We start from the raw sequence: 16,428 nt of genomic DNA on the forward strand, positions 1-16,428 counted from the left end.
CAAGCGAAGGAGATGCCGTGGACACCAAGTTCACCACCAAGTCTCAGGAAGCCCTGAGCGCCGCGGCCACGAACGCCGCCACCGCGGGCAATCCGAACATCGAGCCCGCCCACATCCTCAAGGCCCTCATGGACCAGCGCGAGGGCGTGGCCGTGGCGGTCCTGCAGGCCACGGGTGCGAACGCGGACGCCGTGTCGCTCAAGGCCAGCAACCTCATCCACGAGATGCCCAGCGCCTCGGGCAGCTCCACGGCCCAGCCGCAGCTGAGCCGCACCGCGCTGCAGGCCCTGCAGGCCGCCGAGAACTACGCGCGCGAGCTGCAGGACGAGTACGTCTCCACCGAGCACATCCTCTACGGACTGGCTGCGGGGCAGGACGGAACCGCTGCGGCGCTCAAGAGCGCGGGCGTCACCCCGGAGGCGCTGGCCCAGGCGATCCCGCGGGTGCGCGGTGACCGCCGCGTGACCAGCCCGGACCCGGAGGGCACGTTCCAGTCCCTGGAGAAGTACGGCACGGACCTCACCGCCATTGCGCGGGACGGCAAGCTGGACCCCGTGATCGGGCGGGACTCCGAGATCCGCCGCGTGGTGCAGGTGCTCTCGCGCCGCACCAAGAACAATCCCGTGCTGATCGGCGAGCCCGGTGTGGGCAAGACCGCCGTGGTCGAGGGCCTCGCGCAGCGCATGGTCGCCGGGGACGTCCCCGAGTCCCTGCGCGGCAAGACCCTGATCTCGCTGGATCTCGGGTCCATGGTGGCCGGGGCCAAGTACCGCGGCGAGTTCGAGGAGCGGCTCAAGGCGGTCCTGGACGAGATCAAGCAGTCCGAGGGGCAGATCGTCACGTTCATCGACGAGATCCACACCGTGGTGGGTGCGGGCGCCTCCGAGGGCTCCATGGACGCGGGCAACATGCTCAAGCCCATGCTGGCCCGTGGTGAGCTGCGTCTGATCGGCGCCACCACCCTGGACGAGTACCGCGAGAACATCGAGAAGGATGCCGCCCTGGAGCGCCGCTTCCAGCAGGTCTACGTGGGGGAGCCCTCGGTGGAGGACACCGTGGCCATCCTGCGTGGGCTCAAGGAGCGCTACGAGGCGCACCACAAGGTGCAGATCGCGGACTCCGCCCTGGTGGCCGCGGCCCAGCTGTCCACCCGGTACATCCCCAGCAGGCAGCTGCCGGACAAGGCCATCGACCTGATCGACGAGGCCGCGTCCCGGTTGCGCATGGAGATCGACTCCGCACCGGAGGAGATCGACGAGCTGCGCCGCTCCGTGGACCGGCTCACCATGGAGGAGCTCGCCCTGGACGGCGAGACGGATCCCGCCTCCGTGGAACGACTGGCCGCGCTGCGCCAGGACAAGGCGGACAAGCAGGCGGAGCTGGATGCGCTCAACGCCCGGTGGGAGTCGGAGAAGGCCGGCCTGAACCGGGTGGGCGAGCTCAAGGCCCGGATCGACGACCTGCGCTCGCAGGCCGAGCGCGCCCAGCGCAACGGGGACCTCGGCGAGGCCTCCCGGTTGCTGTACGGCGAGATCCCGGCCGTGCAGAAGCAGCTCGACGCCGCGCAGGCGCAGGAGGACGCGAGCGGTCTGAGCGAGGACACCATGGTCTCGGAGGAGGTCACGGCGGACGACATCGCCGAGGTGATCTCGGCGTGGACCGGCATTCCCGCGGGCAAGATGCTGCAGGGCGAGTCCGAGAAGCTGCTGCACATGGAGGATGTCCTGGGCAAGCGGCTGATCGGGCAGCGCAAGGCCGTGACCGCGGTGGCGGACGCGGTGCGTCGTTCCCGTGCGGGCATCTCTGACCCGGACCGCCCCATCGGCTCGTTCATGTTCCTGGGGCCCACGGGGGTGGGCAAGACCGAGCTGGCCAAGTCCCTCGCGGACTTCCAGTTCGACGACGAGCGCGCCCTGATCCGCATCGACATGTCCGAGTACTCGGAGAAGCACTCCGTCTCGCGCCTGGTCGGTGCCCCTCCGGGGTACGTGGGCTACGACGAGGGCGGCCAGCTCACCGAGGCCGTGCGGCGCCGCCCGTACTCCGTGGTGCTGCTGGACGAGGTGGAGAAGGCCCACCCCGAGGTCTTCGACATCCTGCTGCAGGTGCTCGACGACGGTCGCCTGACCGACGGCCAGGGCCGCACCGTGGACTTCCGCAACGTGATCCTGATCCTCACCTCCAACATGGGCAGCCAGTTCCTGGTGGACCCCACCATGGACGAGAAGGCCAAGAACGACGCCGTGATGGGCGTGGTGAACGCGTCCTTCAAGCCGGAGTTCCTCAACCGGCTGGACGACATCATCATGTTCGAGCCGCTGAGCACCGAGGACCTCGCGAAGATCGTGGACATCCAGGTGGCCCAGCTGGCCACGCGCCTCGCGCAGCGCCGGCTGTCCCTGGTGGTCACGCCCGCGGCGAGCGAGTGGCTGGGCATGACCGGCTACGACCCCGCCTACGGTGCGCGCCCGCTGCGCCGGCTCGTGCAGCGCGAGATCGGCGACCGTCTGGCCAGGGGCCTGCTGTCCGGCGCCATCCTGGACGGGGACACCGTGGTGGTGGACGTCAACCCGGACGTCGCCGAGGACGGCCTCACGGTCACGACCGAACGCGGTGACGACGCCGCGGCGTCGCCGTCCGAGGGCGACGACGGCATCGTGGACGCGGAGATCGTAAACGAGTGACCGGCTGACCGCCCGCCCCGGCCCTGCCGCAGGGGCGGCGGTGACCGGGACGAGAAGAGCGCCGGTGCGGACTCGGAGCAGTCCGCACCGGCGCTCTCGCCATGCCGTGCCGTGCGCGGACCTACGCGTCCCGCCCCGGCGACGCCGTCGAGCCCGGCTCCGCGCCGACGCCCGCACCCCCGCCGGCGCCCGGATGGCCCTGCACCGGAGCGCCGTGGGCAGGGTCCCCGCGGTTCGCCCCCGCCCTGCGGTCCGGCGCCGCGTCCACATAGCTGTCCAGCGTGTAGTCGTAGGCCACGGGCCGCCCGTCCTCGTCCGTGCGCTGGTACCAGGAGCTCATGCGCTCGCCGGTGGAGTCGACGTCGTGCCCCGCCGCCGCGGGCCCCTCCTGGTGGCGGATCTCCAGGGCGAAGTCGTCCCCGTGCTCGCCCATGCCCTGGCGCACCGCGTTCTCCAGGGCCACGCGTGCGTAGCGGTGGCGCAGGCTCATGGGATCGGTGGAGAGGTCCCGCAGGAACGCGGGAATCAGGGCCAGCAGGATGAGCGCGAACGGCAGGGCCGCCACGGTCACCAGGTCCTGCAGCCCCTGCAGCGCGTCCGCGCCACCCACGGCGAGCATCACGGAGGAGACCCCGGCCAGGGCGAGGCCCCAGAACACGGTGATCTTCCGGTCCGGTTCCGGCTTGCCCTGCTGGGACATGGACGCCATCACCAGGGTCGCGGAGTCCGCGGACGTGATGAAGAAGATCGCCAGCAGGACCATGACGGCGATCGGCGTGAGGGCGGACAGCGGCAGGGCGTCCAGAACGCGGAACAGCATGTCCTCCGGGGAGGCGGCCCCCGCGATGTCCGTGCCTGAGCGCTGCAGCCAGATGGCGGTCCCGCCGAAGACCGAGAACGCGAGCACGCAGATCACGGTGGGTGCCAGCAGCACCACGCTCACGTACTGGCGCAGGGTGCGCCCGCGGGAGATACGGGCCACGAAGACCCCCACGAAGGGTGCCCAGGAGACCCACCAGGCCCAGTAGAACAGCGTCCAGGAGCGCATGAACTTCTAGGCCTCCGGCCCCCAGGACGCGGAGAGGGAGAGCATCTGGAACATCTCCCCGAAGTAGGTGCCCACCACCGACGGGATGAAGTTCAGCAGGAACACGGTGGGGCCCGCCACGAACAGGAAGAACGCCACGAGCGCGGCGAGCACCATGTTCACGTTGGACAGCCGCCGGATCCCCTTGGCCACGCCGGAGACCGCGGAGACCAGGAACACGCACGTGAGCACCGCGATGATCCCCACGAGCACGCCGTTGCCCAGCTCGCCCATGCCGGTCACGATCTGCAGTCCGCGTCCGATCTGCAGGGTCCCGAGTCCCAGGGAGGCGGAGGTGGCGAAGAGGATCCCCACGATGGCGAACATGTCGATGAGCCGCCCGCCCACGCTCAGGTGGGCCCGGGGGCCGAAGATCGCGGACATCAGCAGCGGCCGGCCGCGGCGGTAGGCGGCGTAGCCCACCGCGGCGCCGACCAGCGCGTAGATGGCCCACGCCTGCAGCCCCCAGTGGAAGATGGTCTGGGCCATGGCCGAGTGCATGGCGTGGAAGCTCTCGGGCTCGGCGCGCCCGGGGGGGGAGGAGTCATGTAGTAGGTCACGGGTTCGTAGACGCCGAAGAAGATCAGTCCCACGCCCATGCCGGCCGCGAAGAGCATGGCGATCCACGAGCCCATGGAGTAGGCCGGGGCCTCCCCGTCCTTGCCCAGGGGGATCCTGCCGTGGCGGGAGAATCCCACGTAGAGCAGGAAGAGCAGCACCACGGCCGCCAGCAGGGTGAAGATCCACCCGCCGTAGGTGACCACCGCGGACAGGGCGGCCTGGGAGACGCTCGTCAGGGACTCCGTGGACACGGCACCCCACACCACGAAGCCGATGATGAGTGCTCCCGCCACCCCGAAGGTGATCCAGTCGGTGCGGTAGCGCACCCGCTGCTCCTCCACCGAGACACCGGGCACGAGTCCCGGGTGGGTGTCGTGCGGGTACGGACTGGAGGAGGGCGGCGTCGGGCGTGAGGACGAGCTCATGGGAACCTGCGTTCTGGTCCGGGAAGGTGGCGCGCGGCACCGGGGCCGTCCCACTGTACCGGCCCTCCGGCACTCCTCGGCCGCCCCGCCGAGACCGCCGGAGCCCCCTCCCGTGGAGCCCCCGCGAGCGGGCGGCGGGCCGCGTGTGGCCGCGGCGGGGACGGGTACGCGAGAACGGTTCAAAACATGTACCCTGGACTCACGAAAAACTGACAAGACACTCCGGGGCCGTACTGTGTGCGCAACACGGCACCGCCCACCGGACACGAGACGCAGAGGGGGTCACGCCATGGGGCGCGGCCGTCAAAAGGCGAAGGCGACACGACAGGCGCGGGAGATCAAGTACTTCAGCCCGCAGACCGACTACTCGGCCCTGCAGCGCGAGCTGCGCGGCACGACACCGTCCTCCCGAGCCGTGGATCACGAGGAACGACCCGAGGACGGGGACGACTACTCGACCTACGCGGAGAAGTACTCCGACTACGACTGACCCGGCGTCCGGCGCCACCACCGCGCCGCCACGGCACCGCGCTGCTGCAGTCCCGCGACACGTCAGTTCAGCGTCGTCCCAGCTCAGTGCAGCAACGAAGGCTCAGTGCCACTCCAGCTCAGTGCAGCAACGAACCGCCCACACCGTCGTGTGGGCGGTTCGTTGCGTGTCGTCGCTCAGCTGGCGTAGGAGCCGGTCATCAGCACACCGCCGCCGGCCACGCCCTTGGCACCCTGCACCCAGTCGCTGCCGTGCTGGGCGGCGGCCGGGTCCACGGGGCCCACGCGTCCCATGACCCACGAGGGCAGTCCGCGCTCGTTCAGGTGGGCCACGGTGGCGTCGGCCACGGCGGGGTCCACGATCGCGACCATGCCCACACCCAGATTGAGGGTGCGCTCGAGGTCCGGCTGCGGCACCCCGCCCAGCTCGGCCACGAGGCGGAACACGGGCGGCAGGGACCACGTGGAGCGCTCCACGGTGGCCTGCAGGTCCGCGGGCAGCACCCGGGCGAGGTTCGCGGCGAGCCCGCCACCGGTCACGTGGGAGAACCCGCGCACCCCGTGGCCCGTGGCGCCGTCGGCCCCGTTGACGGGAAAGGTGCGGGTGAGGTCCAGGACGTCCGCCGCGTAGACGCGCGTGGGCTCGAGCAGCTCCTCGCCCAGGGTGCGGCCCAGTTCGCTGACCTGGCGGTCCAGCTGCCACCCGGCCACGTTGATGACGCGGCGCACCAGGGAGTAGCCGTTGGAGTGCAGCCCGGAGGACGCCATCCCGATGACGACGTCCCCGTCCCGCACGCGCTGCGGGCCGAGCAGCTCGTCCGCCTCCACGGCGCCGGTGGCGGCCCCGGCGACGTCGTACTCGTCCACGCCCAGCAGCCCGGGGTGCTCGGCGGTCTCCCCACCCACCAGGGCGGTGCCGGCCGCCTCGCAGGCCGCGGCGATGCCGCGCACGATGTCCGCCACGCGCTCGGGGACCACCTTGCCGGTGGCGATGTAGTCGGTCATGAACAGCGGCTCGGCGCCCACCACCACGATGTCGTCCACGACCATGCCCACGAGGTCCCAGCCGATGGTGTCGTGGATGTCGAGGGACTGCGCGATGGCCACCTTGGTGCCCACCCCGTCGGTGGAGGTGGCCAGGTAGGGCCTGCGGTACGCGGTGAGCGCGGAGACGTCGTACAGGCCCGCGAAACCGCCCACGCCGCCCACCACGCCGTCGGTGTGGGTGGCCTTGACCGCGGCCTTCATGAGCTCGACGGCGCGGTCCCCGGCTTCCACGTCCACGCCGGCGCTGGCGTAGGTGACGGACTGCGAGTCCTGGGGGCGCTCGGGGCTCATGCGCTGGTCTCCTCGGTGGTGGGGGCGGCGTCGGTGGGAACGGGGGCCACGAGGTCCTCGGAGGGCTCGGCGTGGGCACCGGGCGCCTCCAGGACGGCCTTGCCCAGGCGGTCCGCCTTGGGCAGGGCCGTGGGGTACTCGCCCGAGAAGCACGCGGTGCACAGGTTGCCCCGCGACTGCCGGGTGGCCTCGATCATCGCGTCCTCGGAGATGTAGCCCAGGGAGTCCGCACCGAGCGAGGCGCGGACGTCCTCCACCGAGATGCCGTTGGCGATCAGCTCGGCGGGGGAGGCGAAGTCGATGCCGTAGAAGCACGGCCACTTGATGGGCGGGGATGAGATCCGCACGTGGATCTCCGCGGCCCCGGCCTCCCGCAGCATGCGCACGAGCGCCCGCTGGGTGTTGCCGCGCACGATGGAGTCGTCCACGACCACCAGGCGCTTGCCCGCCACGATCGAGCGCAGCGGGTTGAGCTTGAGGCGGATGCCGAGCTGGCGGATGGTGTCCGAGGGCTCGATGAACGTGCGGCCCACGTAGGAGTTCTTCACCAGGCCGTGCCCGAACGGGATGCCTGAGGCCTCGGCGTAGCCGATGGCGGCGGGGGTTCCGGACTCGGGGGTGGGCATCACGAGGTCCGCCTCCACGGTGTGCTCGTGGGCGAGCCGGCGTCCCATCTCCACGCGGGACTCGTACACCGAACGGCCGTTGATGGTGGTGTCCGGGCGCGCGAGGTAGACGTACTCGAAGACGCAGCCGGCCGGCGTCGGCTCGGCGAACCGGCTGGAGCGCAGGCCGTTCTCGTCGATGGCGATGAACTCGCCGGGCTCCACCTCGCGCACGAGCGAGGCGCCCACGATGTCCAGGGCCGCGGTCTCGGAGGCGACCACCCAGCCGCGTTCCAGGCGGCCGAGCACGAGCGGGCGCACGCCCAGCGGGTCCCTGGCGGCGTAGAGCGTGGTCTCGTCCATGAACGTGAGGCAGAAGGAGCCCACGAGCTGCGGGAGCAGCTTCATGGCCGCTTCCTCGAGCGAGTTCAGCGGGTGCTCCGCGAGCAGGGCGGTGATCAGCGCGGTGTCCGTGGTGTTGCCGCGGGCCATCTCCCCGCGGGACGGGAAGCCGGACTTGTCCAGCAGCAGGTCGTAGAGCTCGGCGGAGTTCGTGAGGTTGCCGTTGTGCGCGAGCGCCAGCGTCCCGTGCGGGGTGGCGCCGAGCGTGGGCTGGGCGTTGGCCCAGTGGGACGCGCCCGTGGTGGAGTACCGCGCGTGGCCCACGGCCAGGTAGCCCTTGAGGGTGTTGAGCGTGGTCTCGTCGAAGACCTGGGAGACCAGGCCCATGTCCTTGTAGACCGAGATGCGCTCACCGTCCGACGTGGCGATCCCCGCGGACTCCTGCCCGCGGTGCTGCAGCGCGTAGAGACCGTAGTAGGTCAGTTTGGCCACGTCCTCCCCGGGGGCCCACACGCCGAACACGCCGCACGCGTCCTGGGGGCCTTTTTCGCCGGGAAGAAGGTCGTGAGAGAGTTTTCCGTCAGCTCGAACCACGAGAGACAGTGTCTCACGAGCCGGAGTGACCCTCGTCTCCGTGAACGTCGTGGACCTCGGCGGCCACGCTGCGGGCGCGCCTGAGGGAGATCCGGTCCAGGACCAGGCCCACCACCGCACCCACGGCGGCCCCCAGGATCAGGAACGCCATCAGGAAGAAGCCGATGATCGCCCCGCGGGTGTAGGCCAGCGCCCCGGGACCGAGCGCGCCCACGAGCAGTCCCGCAATGGCTCCCGCCCCGGCGCCCGTGGCCACGAACGCCAGAAGGTTGGGGGCGCGGCGCGCCGTCATCTGCTGCGTGGCAGGCGCGGGCCGCGCGGAGCGGTCAGGGGTCTCGGGGCTGGCGGAGCTCATGGTCTCCAGGCTATCGCGCGCGCGGTCCTCGGAGAGCCGCGGTGGCGGTGGAGGATCTTCCGGTCCGCTGGGAGTTCCTCGCGGCGCCGGGCGCCCGGCCCCCGGCGCTCTGCGGCCGCTCGCTGCGTGCCCGCGTCCCGGCGGGGGTCAACCGAACAGGGGAAGCCACGCGGACAGGTCGGTGCGGGTTCCCGACGCCGCCACGGTCCCCTCCGCCACGGCGCTCGCCCAGGTCTCGGCACCGGTGGCCAGCGCGAGCCACGTGCCCGCGTCCGTCTCCACCACGTTGGGCGGCGTGCCGCGGGTGTGCCGGGGCCCGGGTACGCACTGGGTGACGCCGAAGGGCGGGACGCGCACCTCCACGGAGTTGCCCTCCGCCCGCGTGCCGAGCTCCTCCAGGCAGTACCGCACCGCCGTGGCCAGGGTTCGGCGGTCGGTGGTCTCCGGGGCCCGGCGCCACTGCGCGAGGGCGAGAGAGCCGTCCGCGGGATTGATGCGGCGTTTCACGGTGCTGGGCCTCCGGGGTCCTGGTGCGGTCGGGGAAGAAGAGGGCGGGGGGCGCCGCTGTGCGCCACCGGCGGCGGGGCACGCCGCGGACCACGGGGCGGAGCATCCAGCCCTCCCGGTGGGGCCGGTGCCTCGGCCACCCGGGGCGGGGGTGCCGCGGAGGTGGCGCGCGGCGGCGTCGTCAGCCCAGCAGCTCCTGCAGCTGGGGGGCGAGCTCAATGGTGCCCACGGGACGCCCGGCCCCGGTGATGGGGGAGAGCACGCGCGAGAGGACGCGGTCGGCCTCGGCGGGGGAGATGGCACCCACGTGGGACAGCAGCGTGAGGCCCACCAGGGAGTTGCCGCGGGACGAGCCGTCCAGCATCTTGATGGCCACGGACCAGCCGGACCGTGTGCCGAGACCCAGCACGCCCTCCGCGCCGAGCTTGGTGATGACGTCCAGCTCCTCCATGATCACGGTGTTGGAGCGGCCCGGGCCCTGCACGTACTCGGGGTAGTCGAGCATGGACGTGGCCACCGTGGCGGCGCGGGCGTCCGCCTGGATGTTGCGCGCGGCGCGCCCCAGCGTGGAGTACATGCGTGCCAGCCCGGTCAGGCTGATGGCCGTGAGCGGTGCGCCGCAGCCGTCCACGCCCACGTGCGCGGCGCGCTCCCCGGAGAACTCCTCGATGGTCTCCACCACGAGGCGCTGCAGCGGGTGCTCGGGGTCCAGGTAGGAGTCGGTGGGCCAGCCGTTGGTCACGCACGCGAGCAGGAACGCGGCGTGCTTGCCGGAGCAGTTCATGCACATGCGGTTCTGGCCGCGCTCCGTGCGCAGCAGCCACGCGCGGGTGTCGTCGTCCTGGGGCCAGTCCGGCGGGCACTGCAGGGCCTCGGGGCCCAGCTCCGCAGCCTTGAGGATCGAGCTCACGGCGTCCAGGTGGTCGAACGTGCCGGTGTGCGACGCCGCCGCGATCGCCACCTGCTCGCCGCGCAGCGCCGCACCGGCCTTCATGGCCGCGATGGCCTGGAAGGGTTTGAGGGTGGAGCGCGGGAAGACCAGTTCCTCCGGGGCGCCCACGGAGAACGCCACGGAACCGTCCGGGGCGAGCACCACGGCGGAGCCGCGGTGCCGGGACTCCACGAAACCACTGCGCCGCACCACGGCGAGGTCCACGGCCTGATCCGAGCTGAAAGTCTCCATGGCCCCAGTATGACAGCGGGCCCCGGGCCACCTTTCCCGCCCGGGGGTCCCTGCCGATACGCTGAACGCGTGAAGGTACTGGTGGTGGGCCCCGGCGGCCGCGAGCACGCAATGATCACGTCCCTGCTGCGGGACCCGCACGTGAGCGAGGTCCACGCGGCCCCCGGCAACGCGGGAATCGCCCAGGACGTCCCCGTCCACCCCCTCAACGCCCAGGACCCCGAGGCCGTGGTGGCGCTCGCGCGGGAGCTGGCCGCCGATCTCGTGGTGGTGGGTCCGGAGGCGCCGCTCGTGGCCGGCGTCGCGGACGCGCTGCGCGAGGCGGGCATCCCCGTCTTCGGGCCGTCCCGGGAGGCCGCACGGATCGAGGGCTCCAAGGCGTTCGCCAAGGAGGTCATGGCCGCAGCGAACGTGCCCACCGCGCGCGCCGTCGCCACCACGGACCTCGCGGAGGTCCGCGAGGCTTTCGAGCGCTTCGGCGCTCCCCACGTGGTCAAGGACGACGGCCTGGCCGCGGGCAAGGGAGTGGTGGTCACCGAGGACCGGGACCGCGCGGAGGCCCACGCGCGGGAGTGCCTCGACGCCGGCGGCTCGGTGCTTGTGGAGGAGTACCTGGACGGTCCCGAGGTCTCCCTGTTCGTGCTCAGCGACGGCACCCACGTGGTGCCGCTGCTGCCCGCGCAGGACTTCAAGCGCGTGCGGGACGGTGACCAGGGCCCCAACACCGGTGGCATGGGCGCCTACACGCCGCTGGACTGGCTGCCCGAGGGCTTCACGCAGGAGGTCGTGGAGCGCGTGGCGCGCCCCGTGGTGGACGAGCTGCGACGCCGCGGCACCCCGTTCACGGGCGTCCTCTACTGCGGCCTGGCCGTCACGGCGCAGGGTGTGCGCGTGATCGAGTTCAACGCGCGCTTCGGCGATCCCGAGACCCAGTCCGTGCTGGCCATGCTCGAGACCCCGCTGGGCTCGCTGCTGCTCGACGCCGCGCAGGGCCGGCTCTGCGAGGAGCGGGAGCTCGAGTGGAGGCCCGGTGCCTCCGTGACCATCGTGCTCGCCGCGAAGAACTACCCCGGCGCACCGCGCACGGGGGATCCCGTCACGGGACTGGACGACGCCGCGGCGGAACCCGGGGTGCACGTCTGCCACGCGGGAACCGTGCGCAACGAGGCGGGGGAGATCGTCTCAGCCGGCGGTCGCGTGCTCACGGTCGTGGCCCACGGCGCGGACCTCCGGGAGGCCCGTGAGCGTGGCTACCGTGGGATCCGACGCATCGGGCTGGACGGTTCGCACCACCGCGGTGACATTGCACTGGCCGCCGCCGAGGACCGCGTGGGCCTTCCCCCGGCGCGGCCCGCGGCGGACGGTGCACCCGGCTCGGCGGAGCAGCCCGGGCAGAGCGCAGCAGAGGAGCAGGCATGAGCGAGCACGGCACACCCCCCGAGATTCCCGGCTGGAAGCACGTCTACTCCGGCAAGGTCAGGGAGCTCTACGTCCCCGACGAGTCCCGTCTGGCCGCCACGGGCGTGGCCATCAACGACGACGCCGAGTACCGCGCGGGTGCCGTGCTGGTGGTCGCGAGCGACCGCATCTCCGCGTTCGACCGGGTGCTGCCCACAGAGATCCCGGACAAGGGAGTCATCCTCACGCAGCTGTCCCTGTGGTGGTTCCAGCAGCTGGACGGGATCCCCAACCACATCCTCACCACGGACGTGCACGAGTCCGTCCGGGGCCGCGCGGTGGTGTGCAAGAACCTGTCCATGTTCCCGGTGGAGAACATCGTGCGCGGCTACCTCACCGGCTCGGGCCTCAAGGACTACCGCGCCACGGGGTCGGTGTGCGGGATCGAGCTGCCCGAGGGCCTGCAGGATGGCGACCGCCTGGAGCAGCCCATCTTCACCCCCACCGGCAAGGCGGAGCTGGGGGAGCACGACGAGCCCATCACCTACCGGGAGATGGCGGACGTGGTGGGCAACTCGGTGGCGGACCGGCTCCGGGAGCTCTCCCTGAAGATCTACACGCGTGCCGAGCGGATCGCCCGGGAACGGGGGATCATCGTGGCGGACACCAAGGTGGAGTTCGGCCTGGACTCCTACCGCGGAGCCATCACCCTGGGGGACGAGGTGCTCACCCCGGACTCCTCACGGTTCTGGGACCTCGAGACCTACCGGCCCGGGCGCTCGCAGCCCTCCTTCGACAAGCAGTACATGCGGGACTGGCTGCGCTCGGACGCCTCCGGGTGGGACGGCCACGGACCCGTCCCCGCGCTGCCGGAGGACGTGGTGGCCAAGACCCGCGAGCGCTACGTGGAGGCCTACGAGCGCCTCACCGGCAGGGTCTTCGACCCGCGCGGCTCCTTCGTCGAGGTGGCGGGCCCGCCCGAGGCCTGAGGACCTCGTCCTCGGTCGCCCGCCCCCGCGGAGCGGGCACACCCGGACGGATGCCCCCGGTGGCCGGGGCGCACGGGAGCACGGGCTCAGCCCGGAGCGAGCTCACGGCAGTACGGGCTCAACGCGGTGCGGGGGCGTTCCAGCGGGCACGCGGCATGTCCACCTGCACCCAGTGCGCGGAGGTTTCCCGCAGCGGTGTGCCCTCCCGCTCGTAGTGCTCCCGGGCAGTGATCTGCAGCCGGTCCGGCAGGGTGCCGTCCGCGCGCACCACCCGCCACCACGGGGCGTCCTCACCCGCCTGGCCCAGCGCCATGATGCGGGCGGCGAGGCGCGGGGTGGCGAGCCCCGCGAGTTCGGCGACGTCCCCGTAGCTGAGCACCCTTGCCCGGGGAATCCCCAGCACGACGCCGCGCACGGCCCCGGCGGCGTCGTGGCCGGTCAGCGCGTGCCGGCCGTCCGCGGCGGCTGTGTCTGCGGAGTTCGCCGGAGCGGCGGAGCCCGCGGCATCCAGGGTGCCGCCCGCTGCCCGCGGTGTCCCCGGACGGTCGGGCCCGCCCAGGTTCTGCGAGGAGCTCACGCGAACGGGATCCGCACGTCCAGGTGCCAGGTGTGGTCCCGGGGGCCGTAGTCCACGGTGCCGTTCAGCAGGGCCACTCGCTCGTGGATGCCTCGCAGGCCGAAACCGCTGGTCAGCTCACGGTGGTCGAGTTCCGCCGCCCCGTGGGCCACCCTGTTCTCCGTGTGGATGTGAACGGCGGAGTCCACGGCGGTCATGCGCACGCGGCACGGGGAGCCGACGGGCGCGTACTTGATCATGTTGGTGGATGCCTCCTGGAGCACGCGGGCCGCGGTGCCGCGGATGGACGTGGGGATGTCGTCCACGCCCTCCCCCAGCACGAAGTCCGGGACCAGCCCAGCGCGGCGCAGGCTGGACTCCAGGGTCTGTGCCACACCGTGCAGCGATCCCGTGGTCAGCCCTGAGGCGTTGCCGCGCTCGCCCGCACCGTCGGAGTCTCCGGCTCCCGGGGAATCCCGGAGGATGTGCAGCAACGTCCGCAGCTCGGTGAGACCCGAGCGGGCGGCGGTGTCCATGGTGCTGATGGTGCGGTGCAGCTCCGCGGGATCGGACTGCCGCTGCGAACCCGCGGCCTGCATGGTCACGAGGGTGAGCTCGTGGGCCACCACGTCGTGCAGGTCCCGCGCCAGGGCGAGCCGCTCCTGCTCCCGCAGCCGCTCGTGCGTGGCCTCCATGGCCGCGAGCCGCCGGGTGTTGAGCCGGTACTGGCCCAGGAAGAACCGCACTGCCACGCCGATGAGGGCGGCAATGCCCAGGGGCAGACCCAGTGCCCAGATGAAGTCGGTGCTCTCCAGCACCCACGCGGTGACGACCACCCACACGACTGTGACTCCCAGGTGGAGCAGCAGGCCGACCCTGCCGAGCATGGCCACCGCACCGACCATGACCACGCACCCACACAGGAGGGCGATGGAGTACTCGTCAAGCACGAGGCACAGGGCGTAGGACAGGGCGATGATGACGGCGCTCGCCGCGGCCGACCACGCGAGCAGGGCCACAGCGCCGTAGCTCAGCACGATCCACGCGGAGCTCAGCACGGCAGTGACCGGCGCGAGTGCGGACCAGTCCAGTGCATGCAGGTCGTCGAACATGGCCACCGCGGCGAAGAGCACCACGGTGACGCGCAACCAGTTCGGCATGCCACCCGGCTGGGTGGCGGTTTCCCCTTCCGGAACGGTGGGGTCGGGCGTCACCGAGGGTTGCAGTAGATGGGGAAGAAACGGCAGAGCGCGCTGCCCGGTCCGCGCACGGAGTCCCCCTGGGACACGGCCACGGACGGGCCCACGGAGGCGAAGAGCATGGAGACCGCGAGTGCGGCGGCCGCCGTCACCCGGAGAGCGGAGGAGCGGCGGGCGGGGGCGGACACCGTGTCGAGGCCCTGAAGATGCTGAGTCATGCGCTCAGTTTATGATCATTTCATGGATTTGTGCAGGCTTCTTCTGGTGGACGATCATCCGCTCATGCGAGACGCCCTCGCCAATCTGTTCCGTGCCGAACCCGGCTTCGAGGTGGTCGGTGAGGCCTCCGACGGTGCCGAGGCGCTCGCCTCGTGCCTGGAGCTGTCTCCCGATGTGGTGCTCATGGACATCCGGATGCCCGGGATGGACGGGATCGAGGCCACCGGCAGGATCGTCCAGCAGTGCCCGGACACCAAGGTGCTCGCCCTGACCACGTTCTCCACCCTGGAGTACGTGGTGCCCGCGCTGCGTGCCGGCGCCTCCGGATACCTGGTGAAGGACGCCCGCCACGGCGAGATCGTCTCCGCCGTGAGTCTGATCCGCGAGGACGAGCTGGCGCTCTCCCCGTCCGTGGCCAACTCGCTGGCCAACAACGTGCTGGGGGACGTCCCCGTGCCGTCGGTCCGGCGCGGGAGGAACCGCGGGGCCCTGACACAGGCAGCCATGTCCCCACCTCCCGGGCCGCACCCCGGGGCTCCCAAGCTCACCCCGCGGGAGCAGGAGACGCTCGAGTGGATCGCCAAGGGGCTCAACAACGCGGAGATCGCCGAGCGCATGACCGTCTCCCACGGCAGCGTGAAGGCCTACGTGTCCCACCTGTGCGAGAAGCTGGCCGTGCGGGACCGTGTGCAGGTGCTGATCTCCGGGATCCAGTGGGGCCTGGTGCACCCCGCTCTGGACGACGAGTCCGGCCCCGACCCCCGCTGACTCCCAGTCCCCGCCCAGTTTCGCCGCGCATGTCTGGCCGAATGGCCATGGTGGTCCACGCCCCGCATGGGGCAGAGTGTTCTGTGGACACCAACATCAGGTGTCCCGCGCTCCACGCGGGTCGGGCGGTTGTACGGCGCTCGCCCCGCCGGGAGCGGACCGCTGAGTTCGCAGCGGGGGTTCTCGTACTCCCCATCAACGGACGAGTTCCGCGAGGCCTGGATCACCTCGCGTGCAGCTCCGGGAACCTCCGTTGCGTCAGCGGTCCAGGGCAGACACAGGCCTGACCCCGGCGCCCTCCGACCAGGGGGCGCCGGGGTGTTTGTCATCCCGGCGCGGTCACCGCCCCCTCGCCGTGGACTCCGCAGCACTGGGCGCGTGTCCGTAGAACCACATGATGTGCTCCCGCAGCAGCCGGGCCGCCTCCTCGCCGTCCCGGTCCACCGTGGCGCGGTGCACCGCACGGTGCTGCGACTGCAGCCGGGCCCGGATGGACGGCCAGTCCGAGGTGGCCGCCACGGTCTCCTGGACGTACCCGATCGTCGCCTCCCGCAGGGACGCCATGATCGTCTCCAGCACCACGTTCCCGCCCAGCGATGCCAGGAGCAGGTGGAACTGGGCGTCCAGCACGTGGAACTCGGCGTCGCCCACCGCGGGGTCGTCCATGCGGTCCAGCAGCTCGCCCGCCCGGGTGAGCACCGCGTCCCGTCCGGGATCCCGGGACGCCGCCGCGTCCAGGCTCGACTGCGTCTCCAGCAGCACGCGGGTGGCCACCACGTCCGCCACGGGCAGGGACCGGGTGGCGATGTGCATCCGCAGCGCCCACCCCAGGGCCGCGGAGGGGTCCGAGATGACGGTGGCCCCGGAGTGCGGCCCCGATCCGGTGGCGGAGCGCACCAGGCCCATGGCGGCGAGAATGCGCACGGCCTCCCGGACGGAGGCCCGGGAGATCCCGAAGTCCTCGGCGAGCGTCCGCTCCGCGGGCAGCTTGTCACCCACGCGCAGACCGCCCGAGCGCAGCTGCTGCTCGATCCACTCCAGCACCACGGTGTAGGCGGGATCAGTGCTCATGGTTCCTCCTGGCTCCTCACGCGTGCGGGTCCGCACACGCGATGGCCCGCCACCGCGC

The 16,428-nt window shown here is 71.8% G+C and carries 15 protein-coding genes and 1 pseudogene; 5 read left to right on the forward strand and 11 right to left on the reverse strand.

Annotated features, from left to right (window positions below):
• Positions 1 to 17: 17 nt before the first annotated feature.
• A complete protein-coding gene (gene clpB, locus EAE32_RS03335; RefSeq protein ID WP_121864175.1) occupies positions 18 to 2,684 on the forward strand; it encodes an ATP-dependent chaperone ClpB in 2,667 nt (888 codons plus the stop codon).
• Positions 2,685 to 2,805: 121 nt separating this feature from the next.
• Here the strand turns inward: clpB and EAE32_RS03340 are convergent.
• Both EAE32_RS03340 and EAE32_RS11950 read right to left on the reverse strand, forming a co-directional pair.
• Positions 2,806 to 4,272: pseudogene (locus EAE32_RS03340) on the reverse strand (BCCT family transporter).
• On the reverse strand, positions 4,155 to 4,658 hold the full coding sequence (locus EAE32_RS11950) for a BCCT family transporter (protein WP_243635640.1): 504 nt from the start codon (positions 4,656 to 4,658) through the stop codon (positions 4,155 to 4,157). The pseudogene EAE32_RS03340 and the gene EAE32_RS11950 overlap by 118 nt, the downstream one beginning before the upstream one ends.
• Positions 4,659 to 5,046: 388 nt before the next feature.
• Here EAE32_RS11950 and EAE32_RS03345 point away from each other — a divergent pair, with 388 nt between their 5' ends.
• Positions 5,047 to 5,247 carry a DUF3073 domain-containing protein gene (locus tag EAE32_RS03345; RefSeq protein ID WP_121845706.1) on the forward strand — a complete coding sequence of 67 codons (201 nt, stop codon included), beginning with the start codon at positions 5,047 to 5,049 and terminating at the stop codon, positions 5,245 to 5,247.
• Positions 5,248 to 5,423: 176 nt separating this feature from the next.
• On the opposite strand, the gene purM is transcribed toward EAE32_RS03345, so the two are convergent.
• The 5 genes from purM to EAE32_RS03370 all read right to left on the reverse strand — a co-directional run bounded on the left by purM (position 5,424) and on the right by EAE32_RS03370 (position 10,170).
• Positions 5,424 to 6,584, reverse strand: a complete 1,161-nt coding sequence (gene purM, locus EAE32_RS03350; protein WP_121864176.1) for a phosphoribosylformylglycinamidine cyclo-ligase — start codon at positions 6,582 to 6,584, stop codon at positions 5,424 to 5,426.
• Positions 6,581 to 8,125: an amidophosphoribosyltransferase gene (purF, locus tag EAE32_RS03355; RefSeq protein ID WP_121864177.1), complete on the reverse strand. Its 1,545-nt coding sequence runs from the start codon at positions 8,123 to 8,125 to the stop codon at positions 6,581 to 6,583. The genes purM and purF overlap by 4 nt, the downstream gene beginning before the upstream one ends.
• A 13-nt stretch (positions 8,126 to 8,138) precedes the next feature.
• Complete coding sequence (locus EAE32_RS03360) at positions 8,139 to 8,480, reverse strand: hypothetical protein (protein WP_121845709.1); 342 nt, start codon at positions 8,478 to 8,480, stop codon at positions 8,139 to 8,141.
• Positions 8,481 to 8,627: 147 nt separating this feature from the next.
• The gene (locus EAE32_RS03365) at positions 8,628 to 8,987 is read right to left on the reverse strand and encodes a sterol carrier family protein (RefSeq protein ID WP_121845710.1); all 360 of its coding nucleotides are present in this window, start codon (positions 8,985 to 8,987) and stop codon (positions 8,628 to 8,630) included.
• Between the two features lie 181 nt (positions 8,988 to 9,168).
• Positions 9,169 to 10,170, reverse strand: a complete 1,002-nt coding sequence (locus EAE32_RS03370) for an asparaginase (RefSeq protein WP_121864178.1) — start codon at positions 10,168 to 10,170, stop codon at positions 9,169 to 9,171.
• 69 nt (positions 10,171 to 10,239) lie between these two features.
• Between EAE32_RS03370 and purD the strand changes: the two genes are divergently transcribed.
• Together purD and EAE32_RS03380 are read left to right on the forward strand one after the other, a co-directional pair.
• Complete coding sequence (gene purD / locus EAE32_RS03375) at positions 10,240 to 11,589, forward strand: phosphoribosylamine--glycine ligase (protein ID WP_121864179.1); 1,350 nt, start codon at positions 10,240 to 10,242, stop codon at positions 11,587 to 11,589.
• Positions 11,586 to 12,557 carry a phosphoribosylaminoimidazolesuccinocarboxamide synthase gene (locus EAE32_RS03380; RefSeq protein ID WP_121864180.1) on the forward strand — a complete coding sequence of 324 codons (972 nt, stop codon included), beginning with the start codon at positions 11,586 to 11,588 and terminating at the stop codon, positions 12,555 to 12,557. Before purD ends, EAE32_RS03380 begins: the two co-directional genes overlap by 4 nt.
• 118 nt (positions 12,558 to 12,675) lie before the next feature.
• On the opposite strand, the gene EAE32_RS03385 is transcribed toward EAE32_RS03380, so the two are convergent.
• From EAE32_RS03385 to EAE32_RS03395, 3 genes are read right to left on the reverse strand one after another with little or no spacing between them, the layout of a single operon-like run.
• Positions 12,676 to 13,134 (reverse strand): MGMT family protein, encoded by a 459-nt coding sequence (locus EAE32_RS03385; protein WP_243635554.1) that lies wholly within the window; start codon positions 13,132 to 13,134, stop codon positions 12,676 to 12,678.
• Positions 13,131 to 14,273 (reverse strand): sensor histidine kinase, encoded by a 1,143-nt coding sequence (locus tag EAE32_RS03390; protein ID WP_121864181.1) that lies wholly within the window; start codon positions 14,271 to 14,273, stop codon positions 13,131 to 13,133. Before EAE32_RS03390 ends, EAE32_RS03385 begins: the two co-directional genes overlap by 4 nt.
• 50 nt (positions 14,274 to 14,323) lie before the next feature.
• Positions 14,324 to 14,530 carry a hypothetical protein gene (locus tag EAE32_RS03395; protein WP_121864182.1) on the reverse strand — a complete coding sequence of 69 codons (207 nt, stop codon included), beginning with the start codon at positions 14,528 to 14,530 and terminating at the stop codon, positions 14,324 to 14,326.
• Between the two features lie 22 nt (positions 14,531 to 14,552).
• Here EAE32_RS03395 and EAE32_RS03400 point away from each other — a divergent pair, with 22 nt between their 5' ends.
• Positions 14,553 to 15,299 (forward strand): response regulator transcription factor, encoded by a 747-nt coding sequence (locus EAE32_RS03400; RefSeq protein ID WP_121864183.1) that lies wholly within the window; start codon positions 14,553 to 14,555, stop codon positions 15,297 to 15,299.
• A gap of 339 nt (positions 15,300 to 15,638) precedes the next feature.
• Here EAE32_RS03400 and EAE32_RS03405 read toward each other — a convergent pair whose 3' ends face one another.
• Complete coding sequence (locus EAE32_RS03405) at positions 15,639 to 16,370, reverse strand: FadR/GntR family transcriptional regulator (RefSeq protein WP_121864184.1); 732 nt, start codon at positions 16,368 to 16,370, stop codon at positions 15,639 to 15,641.
• Between the last annotated feature and the right edge of the window lie 58 nt (positions 16,371 to 16,428).

The sequence above is a fragment of the Kocuria tytonicola genome (genome assembly GCF_003687175.1).
GTDB classification, from domain to species: Bacteria; Actinomycetota; Actinomycetes; order Actinomycetales; family Micrococcaceae; genus Kocuria; species Kocuria tytonicola.